Raw genomic sequence first — 24,437 nt, 5'->3', positions numbered from 1 at the left:
ACTCCTCAATCCTTTAATGACGCAGGATCAACTTGCTGCACACCGCTGAGTTTTTGAACCATGGTTGTTGTCTGTTTTTTGCCACCAAACAAACTAAACTCACTGTCCCCACCTTGGCAGCCGTTCCCAAACGTAAAGCCACAACCATTACGTTCAGGAAAAGCCTCTCGTGCTAACTCACGATGGCTGCTGGGTATCACAAAACGATCTTCGTAATTCGCAATCGCTAAGTAACGGTACATTTCTTCGGCCTGCTGGATCGAAAGACCCACCTGATCCAATGCTTGCTTATTTACAACCCCTTCAACCTGCTGTGAGCGTTTAAACTCTCTCATCGCAAGAATGCGTTTTAACGCCAAAGTCACCGGCTTTTCGTCACCCGCTGTCAGTAAGTTTGCTAAATAACGAACCGGAATTCGTAAACTATCAACATCAGGCAACACACCTACATGCCCTATCTTTCCAGCATCGGCTGCGGACTGAATCGGTGATAATGGAGGGACATACCAGACCATTGGCAAGGTGCGATATTCTGGGTGTAGAGGCAAAGCCAACTTCCAGTCAACAGCCATTTTGTACACTGGTGAACCTTGTGCAGCCCGGATCACATTGTCTTCAATACCATCTAACTTCGCTTGCGCAATGACTTTGGGGTCAAATGGATCTAAGAAAATTTCCAGTTGTTTCTGATAGAGATCACCTTCATCTGGTGTACTTGCAACCTCTTCGATTCTGTCGGCGTCATATAGGAGTACGCTAGGTAACGAATACGGCCTACGCAGGTTTCAGAACAGACCGTTGGAAGACCTGACTCAATACGTGGGTAGCAGAAAATACATTTTTCTGATTTTCCGGTTTTCCAGTTATAGTAAATCTTTTTGTATGGACAACCGCTGATGCACATCCGCCAGCCACGGCATTTATCTTGATCAATTAAGACAATGCCATCTTCATCCCGCTTGTATATGGCACCACTTGGGCAAGATGCAACGCATGCAGGATTCAAGCAATGCTCGCAAAGACGCGGTAAATACATCATGAAGGTGTTTTCAAACTGACCGTAAATATCGGCTTGAACCTGGTCAAAGTTTTTATCCTTACGCCGCTTGGCAAACTCTGTACCCAGAATTTCTTCCCAATTGTCCCCACTCAATCTTATTCATCCGATTGCCACTGATTAAGGAGCGTGGACGTGCGACAGGCTGATGTTTACCTTCAGGAGCCTTGTGCAGATGTTCATAATCAAAATCAAAGGGTTCGTAGTAATCATCTATTTCTGGCAAATCGGGATTAGCAAAAATGTTCGCCAATACACGAAAGCGTCCTCCGATACGCGGCTCAATACGACCATCCGCTCGGCGTAACCAACCTCCTTTCCACTTATCCTGATTTTCCCATTCTTTGGGATAGCCAATACCGGGTTTGGTCTCGACATTGTTAAACCAGGCATACTCCATGCCTTCCCGACTGGTCCAGACATTCTTGCAGGTCACTGAACAGGTGTGGCATCCTATGCACTTGTCTAAGTTCAGCACCATACCGACTTGTGAACGAATTTTCATTTCACTGTCTCCTGTTCATAATCATTACCTTCGCCATCCAACCAATCAATGCGTTTCATTTTCCGTACGACAACGAATTCATCACGATTTGAGCCCACCGTTCCGTAATAGTTAAATCCATAGGCCTGATGCGCATAACCACCGATCATATGAGTCGGTTTAGGGCAGACGCGTGTCACTGAGTTATGAATACCACCGCGGGTACCTGTAATTTCAGAGCCTGGGACGTTCACAATTCGCTCTTGAGCGTGATACATCATCACCATACCTGGCATGACTCGCTGACTGACGACTGCGCGAGCCGATATAGCGCCGTTGCTATTGAACAGCTCAATCCAATCGTTATCCTCAACGCCTATCTCCTTAGCGTCATCTTCACTCATCCAAACAATTGGACCACCACGTGACAAGGTCAACATGAGCAAGTTGTCACTGTAGGTACTGTGAATCCCCCATTTCTGATGGGGCGTGATCCAGTTCAAGGCTTTTTCTGGATTGCCGTTGGAGCGTTTACCCAACATAGAGTCCACGGCTTTGGTGTTAATGGGTGGACGATAAACCAATAAGCTTTCACCAAAGGCCCTCATCCAATAATGATCCTGATAGAACTGTTGGCGGCCTGTCAGCGTTCTCCAGGGGATCAGTTCATGAACATTGGTATAACAGGCATTATAAGACACATGTTCATCTTCGAGTCCTGACCACGTTGGGCTGGAAATAATCTTTCGAGGTTGTGCAACAATGTCTCTGAAACGAATTTTTTCCTCTTCTTTAGGTCGAGCCAAATGGGTATGGTCTAAACCTGTAATGTTAGAAAGTGCTTGCCAAGCCTTAACCGCCACGTGTCCATTGGTTTCGGGGGCGAGAGTTAACACAACCTCAGCAGCATCAATCGCCGTTTCAATTTTTGGACGGCCTTCATTGCTACCAGATGTATGCTTAAGGTTTAGTTTACCAAGTAGCTCTACTTCGGATTCTGTGTTCCAGCTGATGCCCTTACCGCCATTACCCATTTTCTCAAGCGCTGGACCCAGCGAGGTAAAACGTGCATAGGTTTCCGGATAGTTACGTTCAACTGGAATTAAAGATGGGGCTGTTTTACCTGGAATAAGCTCGCACTCGCCTTTCTTCCAGTCTTTAACGTCCATCGCTTGCCCTAACTCGCTTGGCAAATCGTGTTGCAATGGCAGAGTGACGAGATCCGTTTCGATGCCTAAATGCCCTTCACAATGATCAGAGAAAGCCTTTGCAATACCCTTGTAGATTTCCCAGTCACTGCGTGCTTCCCAGGCAGGATCCGTAGCCGCTGTTAGAGGATGAATAAAAGGATGCATATCCGACGTATTCAAATCATCTTTTTCGTACCAAGTGGCTGTTGGCAAAACGATATCGGAGTATAGGCATGTTGTTGACATTCTAAAGTCGAGCGTTACTAAAAGATCTAACTTGCCTTCTTGCGCTTCTTTATGCCATTTAACCTCATGTGGCATTGCCCCACCTTCTTCGCCAAGATCTTTCCCCTGCAGTCCATGACGTGTACCCAGTAGGTACTTCAACATATACTCATGCCCTTTACCTGAAGATCCCAACAAGTTGGAACGCCAAATAAAGAGGTTTCGAGGGTGATTTTCTGCTTTCTCTGGATCTTCGGAAGCAAACGCCACTTCCCCTGATTTCAATGCATTGACCACATAATCCTGCGGCGTAACGCCTGCTTTCTTAGCTTTATCTGCAAGGGTTAGTGGATTTGTGTTTAACTGTGGCGCAGACGGCAACCAACCCATACGCTCAGCGCGAACGTTAAAATCGATCAAACTGCCTTGATGATCTTTAGGGTCAGCCAGAGGCGATAAAATCTCTTTTATATCCAGCTTTTCATAACGGTACTGTCCAGAGTGCGCGTAGAAAAACGAGGTTGAGTTCATGTGACGTGGTGGTCGTTGCCAATCAAGCGCAAATGCGAGAGGCTGCCATCCGGTCTGTGGACGCAGTTTTTCTTGCCCTACATAATGTGCCCAGCCCCCACCACTTTGACCAACACAACCACACATGATCAACATATTCATTAAACCACGATAGTTCATGTCCATGTGGTACCAGTGGTTCATACCCGCACCGACAATAATCATTGAACGGCCTTTGGTTTTATTTGCAGTATCCGCAAACTCGCGGGCAATTTTGATGACTGTTTCGCGCGGAACACCCGTAATGGCTTCTTGCCACGCAGGTGTATAAGGTGCGACTTGGTTCAGATCAGTTGCGCCATCATCGTCAGGATGCAAACCACGATCAATACCGTAATTGGCGACCATCAGGTCATATACACTAACAACCTTAACGTCTTGTCCATTCGCCAATGTAATACTGCGCGCAGGTAGGTAATGGTTTAATACATCCTTTGCTTTTACATGATTGTAATGTTCGTGCTCAATCCCGCCGAAGTATGGAAAACCAACTTTGACAACTTCATCGTGCGCACCGGTAAGACTTAACCGAAGAGTTGTTTCAGCTTGGTCCTCTCCATTTTTCTGCTCAATATTCCACTTACCCTTCTCCCCCCAACGAAAGCCAATAGAGCCATTTGGTACCACCAGATTATTGGTTGTTTCATCAATGGCAATCGTTTTCCAATCGGGATTATTTTCCTCTCCGAGGTTATTCGCTAGATCACTTGCACGTAAGAAACGTCCTGGAACCTGCACCCCATTCTCTCGATCTTCTAGCATGACTAGGTAAGGCATATCCGTGTAACGACGGACGTAGTCTGTGAAGTACTCACTTGGGTTGTCTAAATGAAATTCTTTTAAAATAACATGACCAAACGCCATCGCTAAGGCAGCATCTGTTCCTTGTTTAGGATTGATCCACTGGTCTGAAAGCTTTGCCACCTCAGAGAAATCCGGTGTAATCGCAACCGTTTTGGTGCCTTTGTAGCGGACTTCTGTAAAGAAGTGAGCATCAGGTGTACGTGTTTGGGGAACGTTAGAACCCCAAGCAATAATGTAATTACTGTTGTACCAATCCGCCGACTCAGGAACATCCGTCTGTTCTCCCCAGGTCATGGGAGATGCAGGAGGCAAGTCACAGTACCAGTCGTAAAAGCTCATGCAAACGCCGCCGATCAACGACAAATAACGACTACCAGCCGCATAAGACACCATCGACATCGCTGGGATTGGAGAAAAACCGATAATACGATCTGGACCGTACTTTTTGGCGGTGTAAATATTGGATGCGGCAATCAGCTCATTCACTTCATCCCAAGAGGAACGAACAAAACCACCCATGCCGCGCATGCTTTTATAACGAACCGTTTTTTCTGGATCTTCAACAATAGAAGCCCATGCATTCACCGGATCCACATGTTGAGATTTAGCTGCACGCCACAACTGAATCAGTTGCTTGCGCATCATGGGATATTTTAAACGGTTGGCACTGTACATGTACCAAGAATAGCTAGCGCCTCTTGGGCAGCCTCTGGGTTCATGGTTCGGTAAATCAGGACGAGTCCGAGGATAGTCTGTTTGCTGAGTCTCCCAGGTTACCAACCCATTTTTAACGTATATTTTCCAACTACAAGAACCTGTACAGTTCACACCATGAGTGGAGCGAACCACTTTGTCGTGTTGCCAACGTTGACGGTATCCATCCTCCCAGTCACGACTCGTCTCTTGTGTTTCACCATGACCTTTAGAGAAAGGCACTCGTCTCTTTTTAAAATAGTTTAGTCGATCTATGAAATGGCTCATGCTTGATCTCCCAGACCCCTTCAATAATATGCACGAAATTCTCGCACTTGATTACGGCACCCTTGCCGCTGCTTTAGTTCGCGGTGTGCTTTAAGAGCAACACGACACTTGCAAGGGATTCTGGGATATAAAATACGTAAAGTCTGTAAGGTTACCTCTAGATAGACCCAAACTACCTCTTTAGATATAGATATTAACCTAGGTACTAGGTAACCATTTCTTATACACTGTTGTTCTGAATTAACGCGTGTCTTCGCAAACTGTTTACGGGGTAAATCAGGTGATAAAACGGTCAATCATTGCACGTATTTCAACCTATATGTTTTTGGTTTATATAATGGCCATGATCAGCATTTTGGCCTCCTTTACAGTGGCGGAGCGGACCCGTGGAGATGCGGCAGCATTGAATATCGCTGGCTCTTTAAGAATGCAAACCTACCGCATACTCAATACGTTACATGAACTTCGTTTTGATTTAGAAAAAGATAGCGTCTCACTGAATGCAAAATTAAGTCATGCACTGGATGACTTTACTGATCGCCTCAAGCAGCCCGATCTCATTCGTGCGATGAAAAAAGCAACGGATCAACAACTGGTTGCTCAGCATCAAAAAATTGAACATCTTTGGGTTCATCAAGTAATGCCTTCTTTACGCGCGGAAAATCGATGGGATGCATCTCATTTTTATGACCAAGAAAAAACCCTAGAAGCCTTGTTTATTGAAATTGACTCACTCGTCTCAATTCTTGAAAACAATACTGAAAATAAAATTCGCTTACTTTTATTTATTCAATTTACTTGCCTAGCCTTTGCAATTGTCATTATTCTTGTCTCTGTTGAGGACTTGCGTAAGAAAATTGCTCAACCCTTAAAACGTCTAATGCTGCTAGTGCGTGAGGCCAGTCAGCATAACTTCAGTATCCGCTCAGAATTAAAAGGCGAAGATGAGCTATCAGCCTTAGGCCAGACATTTGATGACATGGCAACACAGCTATCAGCAAGCTATGCCAACTTGGAAGCACGAGTTAAACAAAAAACATTAGAGCTTGAACGAAGTCATGCGGCATTACAGCTTTTGCACGATGCCAGTCACCATTTATATGAACACGGTGGAGATTTATGCAGAGGGGCCGTACCTGTCCTTAAAGCCGTTGAAAAACTATTGGATATTGGCCCTACGAATCTATACTTGGCATCTGATGAAATGCCGCACTTAACACCTGTCATGACAACACAGGTCATCACACGACCCGCCTATTGTAAAGACTACTCATGTAATGCCTGCCTCAAAACAGACACTCCGGATCCGATACCTGTGTCTGAAAAAACAAAGATAAAACTGACGTTACCGATCTCTGCAGGTAATCAACAACTCGGCACTTTAGAAACTCACTATCCTCAAGGACGGGTTTTAAGTGATCGCGCTATTCGACTATTAGAAACACTGACAGATCAGATAGGTACAGCGGTGTATTTGCACAACAAAAGTTCTGAAAGACAACAGTTATCCTTATTAGAGGAGCGCACAGTCATCGCGCGAGAATTACATGACTCTCTGGCTCAATCCTTGTCCTACTTGAAAATGCAGGTTAGCCGATTACAAAAAGTACAACAAAAGGAAACTGTCTCCGCAACACAAGAAACGATTATTGCCGAGATCCGTACAGGCCTTAATAATGCGTACGCTCAATTGCGTGAATTATTAACCACTTTCCGACTGCAACTAAACCAACCCAGCCTAAAAGAAGCCATTCAACAAACCATTGATGAGTTTTCAAAACGTATGCAACTCAGTATTCAGTTTGATTATTCATTACCACCAAGTCTACTAAGCCCAAATGAGGAAGTTCACCTGCTTCAGATCATGCGCGAAGCACTGTCTAATATTCATAAGCATGCTCAAGCAACCGCTATTGCAGTGGAACTCTCCTTTGTCAGAGCCAGTGTTCATCTACTTATTCAAGACAATGGTGTGGGTCTTAAAGATGGCAAAGTTCCTGAAAACCATTATGGGCTCATCATCATGCGAGATCGCTCTATGACACTGGGTGGCCACCTCTCCATCGAAAATCGACCTGAGGGCGGAGTTCAATTACATTTAAACTTTTCGCCTGTCAGTGTGAAAACACCATCGTCGATTATGTTGACTCCTATTCAACCTAGCTAAATGTTAAGGAATGTGACTATGTCATCAATTCAATATTCAAATGAATCCCCCGCATCGATTTTATTAATTGATGATCACCCCTTACTCAGACGAGGCATCAAACAGCTTTTAGAGTTAGAAGAGGATATGCTTGTCGTTGGTGAAGCCAGCCATGCTGAAGAGGGGATTCAAAAAGCCTTAGATCTTGATCCAGACCTCATTTTATTGGATTTAAATATGCCGGATATTAATGGCATTGAAACTCTAAAAATGCTTCGCGCAAAGGACATAACCGCACGAATTTTAATTTTTACCGTATCTGACCATGAAGAAGATGTTGTCTCAGCACTAAAGTCCGGAGCGGACGGCTATCTGTTAAAAGACATGGAACCCGAGGACCTCATTACTCACTTGCGACAAGCTGCTCATGGCAAGATGGTCGTGAGTGAACGCTTAACGGCCTTGTTGGCTGAAGCTCTTAGAAATCAACGTAATCGTCCCAGCGGTCCAGATGTGTCCTCATTAACCGCACGAGAATTACAAATCCTTCGTCTTATTGCTGAAGGCCTCTCAAATAAAATGATTGCTCGACGTTTAGATGTTACGGAGGGAACCGTAAAGGTCCATGTCAAAAACCTATTGAAAAAAATGCATTTTAGATCTCGAGTTGAGGTCGCTGTATGGGCTGTGCAAGAGGGTATGAATCGCTAGACGCAGCCCAAAATTTGTAAGTACCTCTAAATAAACTTTCAGAAAGAGACTCAAGAAAAACAAAGTCTCAAGACAACAAAAAACCTTTTTAAATCAAAAAACTAAACAATTAAAACTAGATACCTACAAAGTAATATATCGACAATAATGGAGTTATTTTGGCAGTTTTTGTTCTCTAAGCCTGGGCGTATATTCGGGAGAGTAAAATATTTTTGAACACAACAGAAACATTTTACTCCTCCGTCAACGCAATACGGGATAACTTTTATGGCCAAAAGCAACCAAGACATCCATGATTGGGATGTCGAAAATCAGGCTTATTGGAATACGACCGGTAAATCGATTGCAAATCGTAACCTTTGGATATCAATCCCCAGTCTTTTAATGGGGTTCGCTATCTGGTTAATGTGGGGCATGATTACGGTACAGATGCTGAATTTAGGCTTTCCATTTGAGCCATCACAACTTTTCACACTCTCTGCCATTGCTGGACTCTCAGGTGCAACACTGCGTATTCCAGCCTCATTCATGATACGCATTGCTGGCGGACGTAACACTATTTTTCTAACCACTGCATTGTTAATGATTCCTGCCGCCGGTACAGGTTTCGCCTTAATGGATCCTGACACGCCTCTTTGGGTCTTTCAACTTTTAGCACTGTTATCTGGAATTGGTGGGGGTAACTTTGCATGTTCCATGAGCAATATCAGTACTTTTTATCCAAAAAGTCAGCAAGGCTATGCTTTAGGCATGAATGCTGGACTTGGGAACTTTGGCGTTACGTCCATGCAAATCCTCATTCCATTGGTCATGACTCTTGGCATCTTTGGTGCAATTGCGGGAGACTCTCTCCTCTTACAAAATGCCAGCGGAACACTTATTGGTCGTATCGAAGCCGGCACACCCACTTGGATACAAAATGCAGGCTTTATTTGGTTAGTTTTTTTAATCCCACTCGCTTTCTTCGGTTGGTTTGGAATGAATAACTTAAGGACGATTACTCCAAACCCAGGCAATCCTTTCAATGCGTTTGGTAAGATTATTGGTCTGTATTTGGTCGGTTTTATCGCAGCAGGCATCGGTCTGTATTTATTTTTGCCAAAGCCGATCGGTATTGGTCTGTTAAATATGTGGGTCGCTCTACCCCTTACCATTGTATTAACCCTTATTATGTTACGTTTACTGCCTGGAGATATCCAACCGAATATTCAAAAACAATTCGCTATCTTCGGTAATAAGCACACTTGGTCAATGACAGTTCTCTACATTTTAACCTTTGGCTCGTTCATTGGATTTTCGGCCGCACTTCCCCTATCCATTACCGTTATTTTTGGTAGCCTTAACGAAATAGGCATTGATGGATCGGTTATTCGAGTGCCTAACCCAGATGCGCCAAGTGCCTTAACTTGGGCTTGGATTGGGCCTTTCGTTGGGGCGTTAATTCGACCAATTGGAGGATGGATATCCGATAAATTGGGAGGTTCAATCGTTACCCAAGTTATTTCTGTAATCATGGTATTTGCATCAATTGCCACAGGCTATGTGATGATGCTCGCCTACAATGCGCCTAATCCTAATGCGTATTTCGCATTATTCTTAACCCTATTCGTTGTGCTGTTTGCAGCCAGTGGCATTGGCAATGGCTCAACCTTCCGAACCATTGGCGTTATTTTCGATATACATCAGAAAGGTCCAGTCCTAGGTTGGACGTCCGCTGTTGCAGCCTATGGAGCCTTTATTGCTCCACGCGTCATGGGCGAACAAATCCAAGCGGGAACTCCTGAGATGGCAATGTATGGTTTTGCCGTTTTTTACGCCGTCTGCCTCGTTGTTAATTGGTGGTTCTATCTACGCAAAAATGCCTATGTAAAAAATCCATAATGTTGAATTGGCTGGCAGATAACAGACTCTTCTGTTACCTGCCGCCAATACTGGAGCAAAAAAATGAAAATCATGGTTGCCTATGATGGCTCACGCAATGCAAAACTGGCATTGGCTCAAGTACTCACTCTTTTTAGAGGCGTTCGTCCGCACATCATTTTAATAGGTGTTGCAGAGAACCCTTTGGACTCAACAGATGCAAATGAGGAATTATTTCAGGAAGAATATAACGAACTAAAAGCCCTAATGAATGAAGGAGCAAGTTTTGTTAAAAATGAAGGGCTAGAGTGTGAAGTTATTCTAGCCGAGGGCGATCCTCGTAAAATGATTTTAAAAGCGTCTAAAAAACGTGTTCCGGACCTTCTCGTCATCGCAAGACACAGCCACCAACCCGACGGTGGGTTTATCGCTCAATCACTCAGCTATTTTGTAGATGAGCTGGATTACATGACTTTTGGTAGCGTCAGCTCATTTTTAACGAGACGTGCCGAATGCCCATTACTCATATTACCCAGTCCATAAGGCTATACACATGCTTTATATCAAATCATGTGGTTAAGGAATTCTAATCATGAAAGTTTCCTCAGTTTTTAAATTCAAAAATCCAGAGGTTCGAGCCTTACATCTCACTTGGATTGCATTTTTTATTACCTTCTATGTTTGGTTTAACATGGCCCCTTTAGCATCCAGTATGCTTAAAAGTGTTGACTGGTTAACCACTGATGACCTAAAGCTCTTTGCTATTTGCAATGTTGCCTTAACAATACCGGCACGGATTCTAGTGGGTATGGCATTAGATCGCTTTGGACCTCGGCGCGTTTTTTCAATTCTAATGGTCGTTATGTCTATTCCAGCGTTAGTCTTTGCATTTGGTAATACCATGACTCAATTACTCGTATCACGACTCATTTTGAGCTCAATCGGTGCCAGTTTTGTGGTGGGTATTCATATGACTGCATTATGGTTTAAACCGAAAGACATTGGCTTTGCCGAAGGTTTTTACGCTGGCTGGGGTAATTTTGGCTCGGCGGCTGCAGCTATGTCACTGCCTACCATTGCCTTGACTATGTACGGTGGTGATGATGGTTGGCGATGGGCGATTGCACAAAGTGCAGTCGTGATGGCAGCATATGGTGTGTACTACTGGTTTGCAATCACCGATGGACCGGACCAAAAAGCACACAGAAAGCCACGGAAATCAGCCGCTCTAGAAGTCAGCACTTGGGGAGATATGATCAAGCTGATTCTATGGACTATCCCTCTTGTCGGCGTGTTAGCCATTCTCGTTTGGCGTATCGAAGTGATGGGATACTTATCCGCAACAGGAGCAATCATTGCTTATCTAGTGATTGTAGCAATAGTTATTTATCAAATTATTCAAATACTCAGAGTAAACGTTCCGATCCTTAAGAAAGGTGTACCCGAGGATGATAAGTATTCTTTTAATAGTGTTGCAGCCTTAAACACCACCTATTTTGCAAACTTTGGTGCAGAGCTTGCAGTGGTATCGATGTTGCCCATGTTTTTTGAGCAAACTTGGGGATTAACCGCCGCAGCTGCCGGACTGATTGCCGCTTCTTTTGCCTTTGTGAACTTAGTTGCTCGCCCCATGGGTGGCATGGTATCTGACCGGATGGGTAACAGGCGATTCGTAATGCTCTGCTACATGTTTGGCATAGGAATCGGCTTTGTTCTAATGGGCATGTTAAACGCATCTTGGCCATTAATTGTGGCTATCGCTATTACCATTTTCACATCCATTTTTGTTCAAGGTGCGGAAGGTGCAACCTTTGGAATTATTCCCTCTATAAAGCGTCGTCTCACTGGCCAAATTTCCGGGATGGCAGGCGCGTATGGTAATGTTGGCGCGGTTGTTTATCTAACAATATTTACGTTTGTTACCCCTACCCAGTTTTTCTATATTATTGCTACAGGTGCGTTTCTCAGCTGGTTAGTCTGTTTAATCTGGCTAAAAGAACCCGAAGGCGCTTTTGATGATGAGTACTATGTCTCATCAGTAGACCGACAAATTGAAGAACAAAATGCGGCTTTACACCCGAGTAAATAGGCGTAATGGATAATTAAATTGGGTAGATTGAGACTGTTGCTCAATCTACCCTTCACGTATCGATAAGCTTTGAAAGTTCACTTTAAGCTCATCTACAATCTGATAAAGAAGATTCATATCAAACGGAGACTTTATTTGGCTATAAGCTCTATTAAGCGTTTGTCCTCCTCTGGCCACTTGAATCACACAGACTTGAACACCTAATCTGGATACACGTTCAATGAGCCGTCTCAACATTTCTTCATCACAATCTAAAGGATGAGCTGTAATCCGAACCTCGTAGGCACACCCTGATGACTGAAGAATCGATAGACTTTCATCAACTCTGTAGGCTTGCCCCCTTCGACCACACACTCTATCGTAATGCTCTGGCAAAGCTTTTACATCCAAGCCAACCCAATCTAAATACGGCATTAGATGAATCAATTTTTTTGGGTAAACTCCTGATGTGTGCAAACCTAACTTAAAGCCCAAACGCCTTACCTCACACACAGCATGAGGCAAATCGCCCTGTAACGTCGGCTCTCCTCCACTAAAAACAACTCCTTGTAAAAAGCCCACTCGTTGCTTTAAAAAATCCATCACGCTCTCCCAACTCAGCTCTTCCAAGGTTTTTTTAGCAGGAATCAGATGAGGATTATGGCAATAACCACAACGAAGCGGACAGCCCTGAGTATAGATAACAGAAGCCAATAAATGAGGGTAATCCACTGTACTCAGGGGTGTTAAGCCTGCAATTTGTAAATGTTTATACATATGTCTTACCCTCAGGCCTATTACTTAGAAGTGCTACTTAGATGCAGAGAATGTTTGATACTCGATGAAATGCTTTCTTTCATAGTGTTCAGACTGTTTACCATGATTAAAATGGCTAACCGGTCGATGGTATCCCATCACTCGCGTCCAAACCTCACAGGGCTGACGCTCTTGTGCTTCTAATAAATGCTTAGGACTCTTCATATCGGGTGTGTTCATATTAATTTTCCTTACTAGTGAATACAGCGGAATGCTGCTGTCTCTTTTTATTAAGTAGAATTTCATCACATTTGGGACAAAACTCATGCTCACCCGCTAAGTAACCATGTACCGGGCAAATTGAAAAAGTGGGCGTGATCGTTAAGTAGGGTAAACGGAAACGTGTCAAAGATGCTTTCACCAAATGCTTGCATGCATCAGCACTGCTTAATCGCTCACGCATATACAAGTGCAAAACCGTGCCACCCGTATACTTACTTTGAAGCTCATCCTGTAACAGTAAGGCTTCAAATGGATCGTCTGTGTAACCAACAGGGAGCTGACTCGAGTTGGTATAGTAGGGTTTTTCTGATGTTCCAGCTTGAAGAATATCGGGATACCTTTTCTTATCGACCTTAGCAAAGCGATAGGTTGTACTCGGCGGGGGTCGCCTCAAGGTTATACAGATGCCCTGTTTCGGCTTGGAAATCTTGCATTTTTGTACGAATATGGTCTAAAAGACTCAGGGCTAAAGAGCGCCCTTCTGCATCCACTAAGGAATGTGTGTCTCCACTAAAATTGCGTAACATTTCATTAATACCGTTCACGCCTATAGTCGAAAAGTGATTTCGTAAAGACCCCAGGTAACGTTTAGTGTAAGGATAGAGTCCGTTATCCATCCACTCTTGAACAGCCAGGCGTTTAATTTCCAGACTCTGCTTGGCTAAATCCAATAAACGATCCAATGCCTGCAGTAAGTCAGGCCAACGACCTTTATACAGATAACCTAGCCTTGCACAATTAATGGTGACCACACCAATTGATCCTGTTTGTTCGGCTGAGCCAAACAAGCCATTTCCTCGTTTAAGTAACTCACGAACATCCAATTGCAAACGGCAACACATGGATCTCACCATATGCGGTTGCAAATCGGAGCTTAGGAAGTTTTGAAAATACGGCAGCCCATACTTAGCCGTAAGCTCAAACAATCGGGTTGCATTTTCACTGTCCCAATTAAAAGCTGGCGTAATATTATAAGTGGGTATTGGAAAAGTGAAAATTCGTCCACAAGCATCACCCTCCTGCATTACCTCTAGATAAGCACGATTGAGCATATCCATTTCGACCTGCAGGTCGCCGTAGGTAAAAGGTTGCTCAATACCCGCAATCACGGGTACTTGATCTTGAAGGTCTTCTGGGCACACCCAGTCAAACGTTAAATTTGTGAACGGGGTTTGTGTTCCCCAACGAGAGGGAACATTTAAATTATAGATAAACTCTTGTAGCAATTGCTTAACATCATCGTAACAGAGATCATCTACACGAATGTAAGGGGCTAAATACGTATCAAATGAGCTAAATGCTTGAGCACCGGCCCACTCATTTTGCAACGTCCCTAAGAAGTTCACCATCTGACCTAAAGCACTCGACAGGTGTTTTGGAGGACGGCTTTCTGCACGTCCAGCCACTCCATTAAAGCCTTCGAAAAGCAGTTGCCTTAATGACCAACCTGCGCAGTAACCCGACAGCATATCAAGATCATGGATATGAAAATCACCCTTACGATGTGCTTCACCAATGTCTGGCGTATAAATTTCGTCAAGCCAATAATTTGCAATCACCTTTCCCGCGACGTTCAATACCATCCCACCGAGAGAATAACCTTGATTCGCATTGGCATTGATTCGCCAATCTTCCCGACGTAAGTATTCATCCATCGTTTTACGGACATTCACTTCAGCTTTAGCCAATCGCCCTTCCAATTCAATCGTCATAAAACACCATATATTGTGTTATTTATTAAAGCAAATACTATATATAGACATATCTTAGACATATATGAAAAAACTATCTTGATATTTGTCATGAAACTGCGAGAACTAAGCCATTAAAATGAATGTTTATATCAAGCGGAGTCCACCCTGATGAAACGTGCCATTTTCTCACCCCTCTTTGTTTCTGCTTCCATGCATCTATTCAATACACTCAATGCAAACATGCCACTCTTCATCAAGCGCCCTTTGATTGAGATACCTTTAAACTCAATTTTTGACCAACACTTATGTGAAAATGAATTTCAAATACTGGAAAGCCGATACATCACACTCTATGTGACGGATATCGCTTTACGCGTGACACTCAGTCTGCATAACCAGGTACTACAGGTTGTCGATCATGATGGCGACGTTGTTATTTCAGGAACCTAGCGAGTTTTGTAAAATTGGCTAAACGAACGGAAGATCCCGATAGTTTATTTTTTCAGCGTCAATTAAGCATTGAAGGGGATACGGAATTAGGGCTTGGCATCAAAAACCTCTTGGATAGCTTAGAGTGGAAAGAGCACAAATTGTCGTTTTTATTGAACCTAGTCCGTACCTTTTACTCCAAAAAACCTACGCTTCAGCAGGCCAACGTCTTTTCAAAACACTAGGGGTCTACAGAAAAACTCATACCTGGCTGACCAAACCAATACCCATTACAATGATCAAGGTTGGTCAGCGTTAGAGGATCCGATTTTGAAGCTCTTCCTGTTCGGATTTGATCAAAACGTTCAACGACTTCGAACATTGCGTAGTGGCTAGGATTTAAGCGAACAATACTTACCCCCATATCCTCTATAACAGCCATCTGATCGGCTAGGTTTAAACACTGTCCAGATAAGGTTTGCACACCATTCAAGACAAATACCTGCTGATCCTCCTGCGTCGAGACGACGAGGCCTTCTTCATATTTTTGACATACGAATTGGCAATTGTCTTTGGGGTAATCATGATAACGAGCGGTAAAGCATCGCGCTGACCAAGCAAGAGGAATAGGCCCATAAACCAAAACTTCTGTTTCAATATCCATTTGATAAGCCTCTGTACTCTTAAGCATTGATTCTAAGGTTGTACGTGAAAGCTCAACTGGAAAACACCAACGTTTAAGACCACGCTGGTATAAAAACCTCAATGTTTGTGCATTATAAATATTGATTGAGTGACCGGTTACAAAAGGCATTTCCAGTTCTGCCAAAAGATGAATAGCACTTTGATCATTTGCTTCAACTTTGAAACTTGGTTGCACGTTAACCGCTGCTATTAACTTTCTTAACCGCCTTAAATCCCCTTCGGACTCAATCAATGTTTGGCTCGACAAAACAACCTCTTTTCCTGCTTCACTTAACATATTCGCTATTTCAAGCCAATCCTCAAGTTTTAAATCACGACGCCTTGAACAGACAGTTTCGCCAAGATAGACAATATCAATTGGCCATGCTGCTAGAGAGTTATAAAAAGATTTTACTCGACTCGGTAACCAGTAAAAGGGAATGGGCCCCATAGATAATTTCATAGAACGATTCTCTTAAAAAATGAAAAAGACTACTTCCACTTACGATGATAAGCACCCAACGTAGTTAAACTACCTTCAGATAAATCCGAGAGTTGATTGGATAAACCCAATGTAGGGCAAGAGGAATCTTGCAATGCATTGATTGCTTGACGCCAAATAGAGGTTACTTTTTCAACATATACAGGACTGCGTTGTCGCCCTTCAATTTTAACGGCCACAATGCCTATTTCCGCAAGCTTAGGTAACAAATCCAATGTACTCAAGCTGGCAGGTTCTTCAATTGCGTGGTAAGTCGAGTTACCCACTTTAAAACGCCCCTTACATAGGTTGGGTAACCTGATTTTTCATCGCAAGCAAAACGATCTATTAACACTCCATTTAAGCGAGACTCCAGTCCATTATGCGTTTCTTGCCAACGAACAGACTTGGCAGGTGAGCAAGCGCCACTAATATTTGGAGACTCATCCGTTAGATAGGATGACAAATAGCAACGACCTTCCACCATAATACACAGGCTACCAAAAGCAAATACTTCCAACTCAACTGGGCTATTTTTAGCAAGGTCATTAATTTGTGATAATGAGAGTACTCTAGGCAAAACAGCTCTCCGAATTCCAAACTCTTTCTCATAAAAGGCCAAGGCTTCATAGGAGGTGGCAGATCCCTGTACCGATAGATGCCGTGCAACGTTCGGGTAGTGTTGTGCTGCATATTCTAGCAAACCTATATCCGCTAAGATAAAAGCATCCACGTTAAGACTCGCGGCATCATCTACTGCCTCAGTCCATTGCTTCCACCCACAGGGTTGTGGATAGGTATTAATTGCACAAAATACTTTACAACCTCTTTGATGTGCATAATGGACACCTTCTTTTGCCCTCGCCAAATTAAAGTTCAAACCGGAGAACTGTCGAGCATTTGTCGAGTTTTTAAACCCAAAATAGACTGCATTTGCACCTTGATCTACCGCTTTTTTCAATGCAGGCAAACTACCTGCTGGACAGACTAAATCCATACTTTGATCTCTATTTTAAAATAGATTTAATATAACATTCACTTAAATTTATAATTTGATAAATATCAATTTTATCATTATTAAACTCAGTTTAAGGTCGTACCTCGTAATAGGTATTTACTAATCGACCCATCAAATTGAAAATAAATAAAATCTAAAACCGAGATAGTCACATGCATCCTTTGGTAACTGAGTTAATCCAAAAATGGCAGAAAATACCTGACTCGAATTTAATTGATCATATCTTAGTTAGATATCATGAAAAACACAGATTGCAATTAGTACAACTGATCGCTTTGTCGGAAAGAGTAGAGGTCGTACATGCTAAACATCCACTTTGCCCAACTGGATTAACGCAACATCTAAAATGTATGGAGCAGGACCTTATAAGCCATATGTTAAAAGAAGAAAATATTCTTTTCCCAATGATTCGGTCTGGGTGGAAAGATATGGCACTCGCTACAATACGAATGATGATGTACGAGCATGAACAACATAATGAATCATTAGACACTCTTCTACTATTAACGCATGAACTCAGTTTACCTAAAGATGCCTGCCAAATCTGGTTAAAGCTTTACGAAGGAATTCAAGAACTATACAAAGATCTAGTTGAACATATAGCACTAGAAAACTCTATTTTATTCAACTATTAAAATATTCTCCATGTGGATTTCTTGTGTAGCGTGCCAGTCAGCGTTGCACAAGCTTTTTTATGAAAAAAACATCAAAACCATCATGCAATGAAGCCATGCAACTTCTAACTCATCAAATTAGGGAAACTATCCCTTTTGATATTCCTATTTCAGTACTATGCACGGGAGTTTGTCATGGCTGTTCAAAAAAGCTTATTGATTATTTAGACACTGAAGTTTTACATTGGGAGTCAGTACTAAGAAGTGAAGGTGAAATAAAACTAGGTGATGTAAGCAGATTAGCCAAGACAAGCAAAAAAATATATAACGTACTCAAAAAAAATGGAATAATCGTTTAATCTGCAGAGACTGGCAAAGTCAGATCACCAAACACACTGTATTTTTCATAAACTCGTAATATTTTTTCTCCACTCTCCTATACCTGTCAAAGCTAACACGATTGTGCTTTCTTTATTTACTTCAGCTTTCAAGAAGAGCAAGCAACCCCCTTTCGATCTGAAACAAGCACTGACAAAGGCTGTGGTTTGGATATCAAATAGCCTTGAATGAAATCACAGCCTATCTCTGAAATGAGCTCAGCCTGCTCGGTTGTTTCGACTCCTTCCGCAATGACTTGAATACCCAACTTGTGGGCCATCAGCACCATCGCTTCGCAAAGCGCCAATGTATCTGAGCCGACTTTGAGGGTCGAGATAAAACACTGATCAATTTTGAAGTAGTCAATATCATATTGATAAATATAGGCAAGCGACGAATAACCAGTTCCAAAATCATCCAGTGCCACATGCATACCATGATCTCGAAACACCATCAGTTTTTTGATGGTTTCACAATTTGGATCTAGCATCACACCTTCAGTAATCTCAACAATGATATCATTGCAGGACAGATTATGCGCATTAAGCAGATGAACCCACTGCGTCAGCTGTGTTTCCTCATGTGCAAACTGTATCGGGGAAACATTAATACTGACTTGAAACCCATCATCGTATGCGCATTTTAAGGCGGGTAGATCCTGACACACTTGATCAAACACACGTTGGCCAATCGCAATAATCAATCCGCATTCTTCGGCAAGAGGAATAAATTCTGCTGGACTGATCAGGCCTTTTTCAGGATGTAGCCACCGAACCAAGGCTTCAGCTTTAGTGATACGCTGCAATTGACAGTCAAAGATGGGCTGATAATAGACAATCAACTCGGTTTCAATCGCATCACGTAGATCGGCAATCAACTCACGCTTATGCAGTATGGCTTCTCGCATCGCCGGATCAAAGTATCTATGCCGATTGCGTCCATCTCGCTTGGCGGTAAACATTGCCTGATCAGCCGACTTAAGGAGTTCTTCAACACAACCTGCGTCTGCAGGGTAAGTGGCAATTCCAATACTTGTGGTTACAAAAAGGCGGTGCTCATGGACGTGAATCGGCTCTGCCAGCAGCTTCAATATCTGGTGGCAAAAGTCGTCAAGCGAAACAGCATAGTCATGGCCTGTCAGCACGAGTGTAAACTCATCATCCCCTAGCCGAGCCAGAAGATCAGGCGGCTTAACCACTCCTTTCAGCCTTCCGGCGACTTCACACAAAACCTTGTCGCCCGTTTCATGGCCAAGCGTATCATTAATATCCTTGAAGTTATCCAGATCCAGCAGCAGCAAATTCAGGTGTGTACCCCCTTGCTTTGCACGATCGATGGCTTCAGAAAGCTGATAGTTAAGTAAATAGCGGTTAGGTAATGCAGTGAGAGAGTCATTATTGGCCTGAATCCAAATCTGACGTTCAGCTTCAAGACGTGTTTCTGCCATCTGTTCGAACTGCCGCTTCAGTTGAACCAGTTCAATGACACCTTCATTCGCTCTATCACGCTCAAAAATACCACGCTGTAACTTGCGACTCGCGGCGGTCAACGCTCGATGGGTTGTAAAACCCCACGTTTTAGGACTTGAGATGTAATCCAGAACAGCCCAAGCATCACCAAGGAAAACGACAGCAATGAAATGTAGAAACGCTGATTGATTCGATTGAGCACGGCATCTGTTGGGACACCGATCGTCAACGAAAACGATTCATGACCAATATTATGCAGTAATGGGAGCGTATACTTCATCCTCCGGATGCCATCGTCTCCTAACAAGACCTCGGCTTGATTATAGCCATTGGACTGAGCAATCAAGCGACCCAATGCGTCTGGATCGGCAGGGTAATTGGCAACCAATGTGTTTAAACTATCGATGATAAATGCCGTACTCAACTCTGGCAAATTGCTGGATTCAAGATACTGTGTCCACCATGCCAGTGAAACAACAGCGACAGCAACGGCTCTAACCTCATCAGTGACTGCATCGATCACCGGGTAACCAAAGTTAATGCTTGTGGTATTGGCCGCACGATCAAGCTGGTAGGTACCAATTGAGAACCTTCGATGGGTCAGTGCTTCTTGGAAATAGGGGCGATCAAAAACATTGACCGAGCGATTCAAGGGGTGTGCGTTACACAGGAGATCACCATTGGCTAGCGGAACACCAATATTCACATACAAGGGGTTAAGCTTCACGATCTTGGATAAAAACTCACCGCAAACAGGTTCAACAGGGTCTTGCAATTCGGGGAGTTTAACAAGGTACGTCAGGTAGGTTTCAGTGTCGGAGAGTATCTTAGATTGTAGTCCTGCAACATCTTTTGCGGTCATCTCAACTTGTTGCTTAAGTGAGTGGAGTGCTTGTTGCCGACTCTCCAACATGTCAGCCGTAATTGCAACATAGCCAGGTAAGGTAATCAGGCCAACCAGCAATGAGAGACGGTTTCGTAGTGACCTGATCAATGCTGGAGACCCTCGGCTGAAAGGCGTTTGACTCATCCATCAAACGTCATATTTAAAATTCAACACCTGCGCGATTTTGCTATCAATTCAAAGCTCTATCGAAAGATATGCCGTGATTGCGCATTTGTCAAATCAGCCTTTTCAAACAATCCTAACGAGACTTTCAATGGCACGAAACTCATCAATCAGACTCATCTATACGTTTCGTTAACGTAGGTAGTCAAATAAGCTGAGATTTTGCACACGAGCAAAGGTGGCTTGTGCTGCTTGTAAGGTTACTTCGGCCATTTTAAACTCAGTAATCGCAGTCGCATAATCAAGGTCTTGTATACTTGATAAGGTCGTTTTGGTGAAAAGTGTAAACTCTTCATTTGAAGACTCAACTCGATCCAATGCATTTTGACGTGCACCTAATGCGGTCCGAACTTCAAGATTGCGCTCAGCCGCCGTCACAAAATCAGCTAGCGTTTTCGCCGTCATCTCTTCGAGCTCTTTAGCATTCTCCGGTGTTTTAGGACGCTCCAGTATTTCCGCAAAATCCAATGCAACATCAATCAAACTTTTTTGCTCACTGCGGATGTTCAATACGACGTCTGCCTGAGGATTGGTCGCTAGATTTAAAGCAGGGGTTGGCTGCTGCAACGCAATCTTTAAGCCCTCAAGCTCTATTTCAACCGGAAAATCGCCATCAGACAGATTATCCACTTCGGCAATCAAATTGCCGCCACTGTCGCGAAGGCGATAGGCATATTCATTCGCAGGTGCATCCGCTGTCAGCTCTAGCGACAATTGTAAATCACGCAGGCCTGCGCTGAAGCTTCTAAAACGATCCTCGTCCGCCTTACTATCAAAGCTCACAGAGGCCACCATGTCTCTGGCCTCGCCTTCAGGATTCACCACCAATCGACGACCAACGGCTTCGAATAATAACTCGCCTGAATCATTCGAGGGTACCAACAAATCACTGGAGACCTGTATCATTCGCTGGCCACCATCGCCATTAAATTGATAACGACCATCCGGCATCAGCTCGTAGGGTTTCGTCAGGCCTTTACTGCCTGAAAACAAATATTCACCTTGCGAGTCTTTGGTGTTCATCAAACTTGCCGAATAACTGGCCATTTCCCTCAGCTCTTTCGCTATCGTGACTCGATCACTGTCACTTAAGGTAGCGTTACCTGCTTGAATGGTGAGTTCACGCATACGGTCCAGCGCAACATTAATATCGGTCAGGATTGTCTCTTCAAGCTCAAGCCGTCTTCGCGTCACATCAATGTTGGTTTTAAATTTATCGTACTGAGCCAACTCACGCTCAAGCTTTGCAATTTGCGCGGCTGCAACTGGATCATCAGATGGCTTAAGCACACGCTTAGCCGCCGAAATTTGCTCCTGAGTCTTCGACAGTGTTTGCTGGTTGCGCTGCATATTGTTAATTGCATTGGAGAACTGTTGTTGAGTGGCAATACGCATGATAGGCTCCTATTACACAACGCTTAGCAATGAGTCAAACAGGGTCTGAGAAGCACGAATCAACTGAGCTGAGGCTTGGTAGGCTTGCTGATACTGTATCAACTTCGCCGCTTCCTCATCCAGGTTTACGCCGGACACACTTGCACGGGCATTCATCGTTGACTCCAACACTGAACGACTCGAGCGGAAGTTAATCTGAGCGACTGAGGTTTCAGTGCCTACTTTGGAGACCATGCTTCCATATATATCTTGAAAGGATTGTGTATTAATCATTCCTTTCTGCTGCAAACCCGACATCAACAATGCATTACGGTTATCCGAAACACCGTCGGTATTGTAGTCAAATGAAAAACGATCACCAGCCTTAGGCTGATTATTGATCCGCACATTGTAACCATCCAGTTCAATCACCACACCGGGAGTAAACGTCTGGCCAACCATGGGTCCATTTCCCAAATCCAATGCTTGTGGACTATTTGGATTGGACATATCAAACACACTGAACGTCAGAGGATCGGTATTCGAAAAACGTACTTCAACTGGCGGTTGTAAGCGTTTGCTTACCGAAAAACTCGTCGCATTTATATCTGTAATTTCGACGGATGCTACGCCTGTTCCCGTATTGTCCTGGGGTGCTTCTACACGAATCGGCGAAGCCAAAGCCAGTTGACGGCCACTTGTTAATTCGGTTCGAATATCACTGGCGCCTGTTGCCACGGGTTGAATCAAGAAGGTATCGCCCGGACGCATGGGCGTCGTGGTATTTAAGCTGACTCTAAATCCGTCCAGTGCCACAACTAAGGTTTCAGAATTGGCATCGATGTAATAACTACCCTCGGTTACATCGGAAGGAGAGGCAACACTGGTCATATCACTGAGTGAAAATACGCGTCCATCGGACTCACGCTTAACGGTCGCCACGGCATCCAAGCCCACAACTAGGGTGTAATCACTGGCTTTAAGCTTGGTTGCATCCGTTATGACAACACTTCCAGCCGACAGAGTGCTGTCATTGGTCCGTTTTGGACTAATGCGCTGCTGAGTTAACGCTGCGTCGTTAATGTCTCGAAATAAATTACCACCAAGCCGACCATCAAGATCCATACCCATCTTGTGCTGATCATTCATAGAACCGGCGACCAAGATAGCAATCCGTCCTAACTCTTGCTGAGCCGGCTCAAGGATTTTTTCACGGTATTCGGTTAATCCACCTAGCTTGCCTCGGCTAATTTGATTTGATAAGTCCGCAGGGCGACCTGCAATCAATAAACTGAGTTGATATTGATCGGCACTTGGATCGCCTCGTGTAGCCGTCAACACATTAGCACTGTTATCGACCACTAAGGGTAAGCCATTGCCAATAAAAATGCTGTACTGATCTCGTCCTTGCTCAACAACAGATACATCCAAATATTCCGATAATTTCACAACCATTTCATCACGCTGGTCTTTCAACTCATTCGATGGGCGGTTTGCAGCATTCGCTAAACGTATCTTTTCATTCATATCCGCAATATTTGCCGCTATGGAAGACACTTCCTGAGAGTACACAACCAGTTGATCGTTGATGGTCTGGCTCTGGCGAGTTAAAGAGGCGCTTAATTCACTGAAGCGCTGCGTTAGACCACGGGCTTCGGCCAAGAAAACTTCACGGTTCGGTAACGAAATCGGGTCATCCACAACGTTTTGCATGGCTTTAAAATAGTTGTCCAACGCCGTTGATACACTGCTGGTACTGCTCGCCAAACGGTTATCGATTTCATCCGCTAGAAGTGTAAAGGTTTGAGCATAAGAGGCTGATGATGTATCAGACCACAATTGACGCGTTAAAAACTGATCTGTAATTCGTTGTATATCCGTAACCTGCACACCCATTTGATTATCACGGGTGGATTGGTTGGTCACTTGACGGTTATAGCCAGGAGTATTCACGTTGGCAATGTTCTGACCAATGACCGACAGCGCGGACTGATTGGCTCTGATACTCTGCAAGCCCAGATTTAACAAGTTAGATGACATTTTCGACTCCTGATGGAATTACAGCTCAAACACGTGAGGTACTGCTTCCGTCC

At 43.8% G+C, this 24,437-nt stretch carries 17 protein-coding genes and 3 pseudogenes; 9 read left to right on the top strand and 11 right to left on the bottom strand.

Annotated features, from left to right (window positions below; all coding sequences use genetic code 11):
- Positions 1-5 precede the first annotated feature (5 nt).
- Both narH and D791_RS16185 read right to left on the bottom strand, forming a co-directional pair.
- Positions 6-1,562, bottom strand: a pseudogene (gene narH, locus D791_RS16190) (nitrate reductase subunit beta).
- Positions 1,559-5,311 (bottom strand): nitrate reductase subunit alpha, encoded by a 3,753-nt coding sequence (locus D791_RS16185; RefSeq protein WP_036513856.1) that lies wholly within the window; start codon positions 5,309-5,311, stop codon positions 1,559-1,561. Before D791_RS16185 ends, narH begins: the two are co-directional and overlap by 4 nt.
- Before the next feature lie 337 nt (positions 5,312-5,648).
- Here D791_RS16185 and D791_RS16180 point away from each other — a divergent pair, with 337 nt between their 5' ends.
- From D791_RS16180 to D791_RS16160, 5 genes are all read left to right on the top strand, one after another.
- On the top strand, positions 5,649-7,478 hold the full coding sequence (locus D791_RS16180; protein WP_051514630.1) for a histidine kinase: 1,830 nt from the start codon (positions 5,649-5,651) through the stop codon (positions 7,476-7,478).
- An 18-nt stretch (positions 7,479-7,496) separates the two neighbouring features.
- Positions 7,497-8,168, top strand: coding sequence for a two-component system response regulator NarL (narL, locus tag D791_RS16175; protein WP_036513850.1), 672 nt, complete (start codon positions 7,497-7,499; stop codon positions 8,166-8,168).
- A gap of 267 nt (positions 8,169-8,435) precedes the next feature.
- Positions 8,436-10,049: an MFS transporter gene (locus D791_RS16170; protein ID WP_036513847.1), complete on the top strand. Its 1,614-nt coding sequence runs from the start codon at positions 8,436-8,438 to the stop codon at positions 10,047-10,049.
- 63 nt (positions 10,050-10,112) lie between these two features.
- Positions 10,113-10,571: a universal stress protein gene (locus D791_RS16165; protein WP_036513844.1), complete on the top strand. Its 459-nt coding sequence runs from the start codon at positions 10,113-10,115 to the stop codon at positions 10,569-10,571.
- Between the two features lie 49 nt (positions 10,572-10,620).
- Positions 10,621-12,117, top strand: coding sequence for an MFS transporter (locus D791_RS16160; protein WP_036513841.1), 1,497 nt, complete (start codon positions 10,621-10,623; stop codon positions 12,115-12,117).
- A gap of 45 nt (positions 12,118-12,162) precedes the next feature.
- Here the strand turns inward: D791_RS16160 and D791_RS16155 are convergent, their stop codons facing one another.
- The 3 genes and pseudogenes from D791_RS16155 to D791_RS16145 all read right to left on the bottom strand — a co-directional run bounded on the left by D791_RS16155 (position 12,163) and on the right by D791_RS16145 (position 14,846).
- Positions 12,163-12,873: an anaerobic ribonucleoside-triphosphate reductase activating protein gene (locus tag D791_RS16155; RefSeq protein WP_036513839.1), complete on the bottom strand. Its 711-nt coding sequence runs from the start codon at positions 12,871-12,873 to the stop codon at positions 12,163-12,165.
- Between the two features lie 33 nt (positions 12,874-12,906).
- Entirely contained in the window at positions 12,907-13,092 is a 186-nt protein-coding gene (gene nrdD / locus D791_RS21580; protein ID WP_036513836.1) for an anaerobic ribonucleoside-triphosphate reductase, read from the bottom strand.
- Between the two features lies 1 nt (position 13,093).
- A pseudogene (locus D791_RS16145) lies at positions 13,094-14,846 on the bottom strand (ribonucleoside triphosphate reductase).
- Between the two features lie 150 nt (positions 14,847-14,996).
- Here D791_RS16145 and D791_RS20115 point away from each other — a divergent pair.
- Complete coding sequence (locus tag D791_RS20115) at positions 14,997-15,278, top strand: hypothetical protein (protein WP_051514629.1); 282 nt, start codon at positions 14,997-14,999, stop codon at positions 15,276-15,278.
- A 14-nt stretch (positions 15,279-15,292) separates the two neighbouring features.
- Positions 15,293-15,502: a ubiquinone anaerobic biosynthesis accessory factor UbiT gene (ubiT, locus tag D791_RS20110; protein WP_051514628.1), complete on the top strand. Its 210-nt coding sequence runs from the start codon at positions 15,293-15,295 to the stop codon at positions 15,500-15,502.
- On the opposite strand, the gene D791_RS16135 is transcribed toward ubiT, so the two are convergent.
- The gene (locus D791_RS16135) at positions 15,499-16,404 is read right to left on the bottom strand and encodes a U32 family peptidase (RefSeq protein ID WP_036513833.1); all 906 of its coding nucleotides are present in this window, start codon (positions 16,402-16,404) and stop codon (positions 15,499-15,501) included. The two genes, ubiT and D791_RS16135, sit on opposite strands and share 4 nt — an antisense overlap.
- Before the next feature lie 29 nt (positions 16,405-16,433).
- Positions 16,434-17,419: pseudogene (ubiU, locus tag D791_RS16130) on the bottom strand (ubiquinone anaerobic biosynthesis protein UbiU).
- Positions 17,420-17,592: 173 nt separating this feature from the next.
- On the opposite strand from ubiU, the gene D791_RS16125 reads away from it, so the two are divergent.
- Positions 17,593-18,075, top strand: coding sequence for a hemerythrin domain-containing protein (locus D791_RS16125; protein ID WP_036513830.1), 483 nt, complete (start codon positions 17,593-17,595; stop codon positions 18,073-18,075).
- 59 nt (positions 18,076-18,134) lie between these two features.
- A complete protein-coding gene (locus D791_RS20105) occupies positions 18,135-18,413 on the top strand; it encodes a hypothetical protein (protein WP_157682412.1) in 279 nt (92 codons plus the stop codon).
- Between the two features lie 128 nt (positions 18,414-18,541).
- Here D791_RS20105 and D791_RS16120 read toward each other — a convergent pair whose 3' ends face one another.
- The 4 genes from D791_RS16120 to flgK form a co-directional block, all read right to left on the bottom strand.
- Positions 18,542-19,981, bottom strand: coding sequence for a putative bifunctional diguanylate cyclase/phosphodiesterase (locus tag D791_RS16120; protein ID WP_051514627.1), 1,440 nt, complete (start codon positions 19,979-19,981; stop codon positions 18,542-18,544).
- Positions 19,978-20,895, bottom strand: coding sequence for a PDC sensor domain-containing protein (locus D791_RS16115; protein ID WP_157682411.1), 918 nt, complete (start codon positions 20,893-20,895; stop codon positions 19,978-19,980). Before D791_RS16115 ends, D791_RS16120 begins: the two co-directional genes overlap by 4 nt.
- Before the next feature lie 207 nt (positions 20,896-21,102).
- Positions 21,103-22,365, bottom strand: a complete 1,263-nt coding sequence (flgL, locus tag D791_RS16110; protein WP_036513824.1) for a flagellar hook-associated protein FlgL — start codon at positions 22,363-22,365, stop codon at positions 21,103-21,105.
- Positions 22,366-22,377: 12 nt separating this feature from the next.
- Positions 22,378-24,384: a flagellar hook-associated protein FlgK gene (gene flgK / locus D791_RS16105; protein ID WP_036513821.1), complete on the bottom strand. Its 2,007-nt coding sequence runs from the start codon at positions 24,382-24,384 to the stop codon at positions 22,378-22,380.
- Positions 24,385-24,437 lie beyond the last annotated feature (53 nt).

Origin of the sequence: Nitrincola nitratireducens (assembly GCF_000585235.1) — a bacterium.
GTDB lineage: Bacteria > Pseudomonadota > Gammaproteobacteria > Pseudomonadales > Balneatricaceae > Nitrincola > Nitrincola alkalisediminis.
Note: the sequence above shows the minus strand (reverse complement) of the source record. Positions and strands in the feature narration are given on the sequence as shown.

Coding starts and splice junctions, on each gene's coding strand:
- D791_RS16185 (WP_036513856.1), bottom strand. CDS start 5,311: ATGAGCCATTTCATAGATCGACTAAACTATTTTAAAAAGAGACGAGTG.
- D791_RS16135 (WP_036513833.1), bottom strand. CDS start 16,404: ATGAAATTATCTATGGGGCCCATTCCCTTTTACTGGTTACCGAGTCGA.
- D791_RS16165 (WP_036513844.1), top strand. CDS start 10,113: ATGAAAATCATGGTTGCCTATGATGGCTCACGCAATGCAAAACTGGCA.
- D791_RS20115 (WP_051514629.1), top strand. CDS start 14,997: ATGAAACGTGCCATTTTCTCACCCCTCTTTGTTTCTGCTTCCATGCAT.
- flgL (WP_036513824.1), bottom strand. CDS start 22,365: ATGCGTATTGCCACTCAACAACAGTTCTCCAATGCAATTAACAATATG.
- nrdD (WP_036513836.1), bottom strand. CDS start 13,092: ATGAACACACCCGATATGAAGAGTCCTAAGCATTTATTAGAAGCACAA.
- flgK (WP_036513821.1), bottom strand. CDS start 24,384: ATGTCATCTAACTTGTTAAATCTGGGCTTGCAGAGTATCAGAGCCAAT.
- D791_RS16170 (WP_036513847.1), top strand. CDS start 8,436: ATGGCCAAAAGCAACCAAGACATCCATGATTGGGATGTCGAAAATCAG.
- D791_RS16125 (WP_036513830.1), top strand. CDS start 17,593: ATGCATCCTTTGGTAACTGAGTTAATCCAAAAATGGCAGAAAATACCT.
- D791_RS16180 (WP_051514630.1), top strand. CDS start 5,649: ATGGCCATGATCAGCATTTTGGCCTCCTTTACAGTGGCGGAGCGGACC.
- narL (WP_036513850.1), top strand. CDS start 7,497: ATGTCATCAATTCAATATTCAAATGAATCCCCCGCATCGATTTTATTA.
- D791_RS16155 (WP_036513839.1), bottom strand. CDS start 12,873: ATGTATAAACATTTACAAATTGCAGGCTTAACACCCCTGAGTACAGTG.
- D791_RS16160 (WP_036513841.1), top strand. CDS start 10,621: ATGAAAGTTTCCTCAGTTTTTAAATTCAAAAATCCAGAGGTTCGAGCC.
- D791_RS20105 (WP_157682412.1), top strand. CDS start 18,135: ATGAAAAAAACATCAAAACCATCATGCAATGAAGCCATGCAACTTCTA.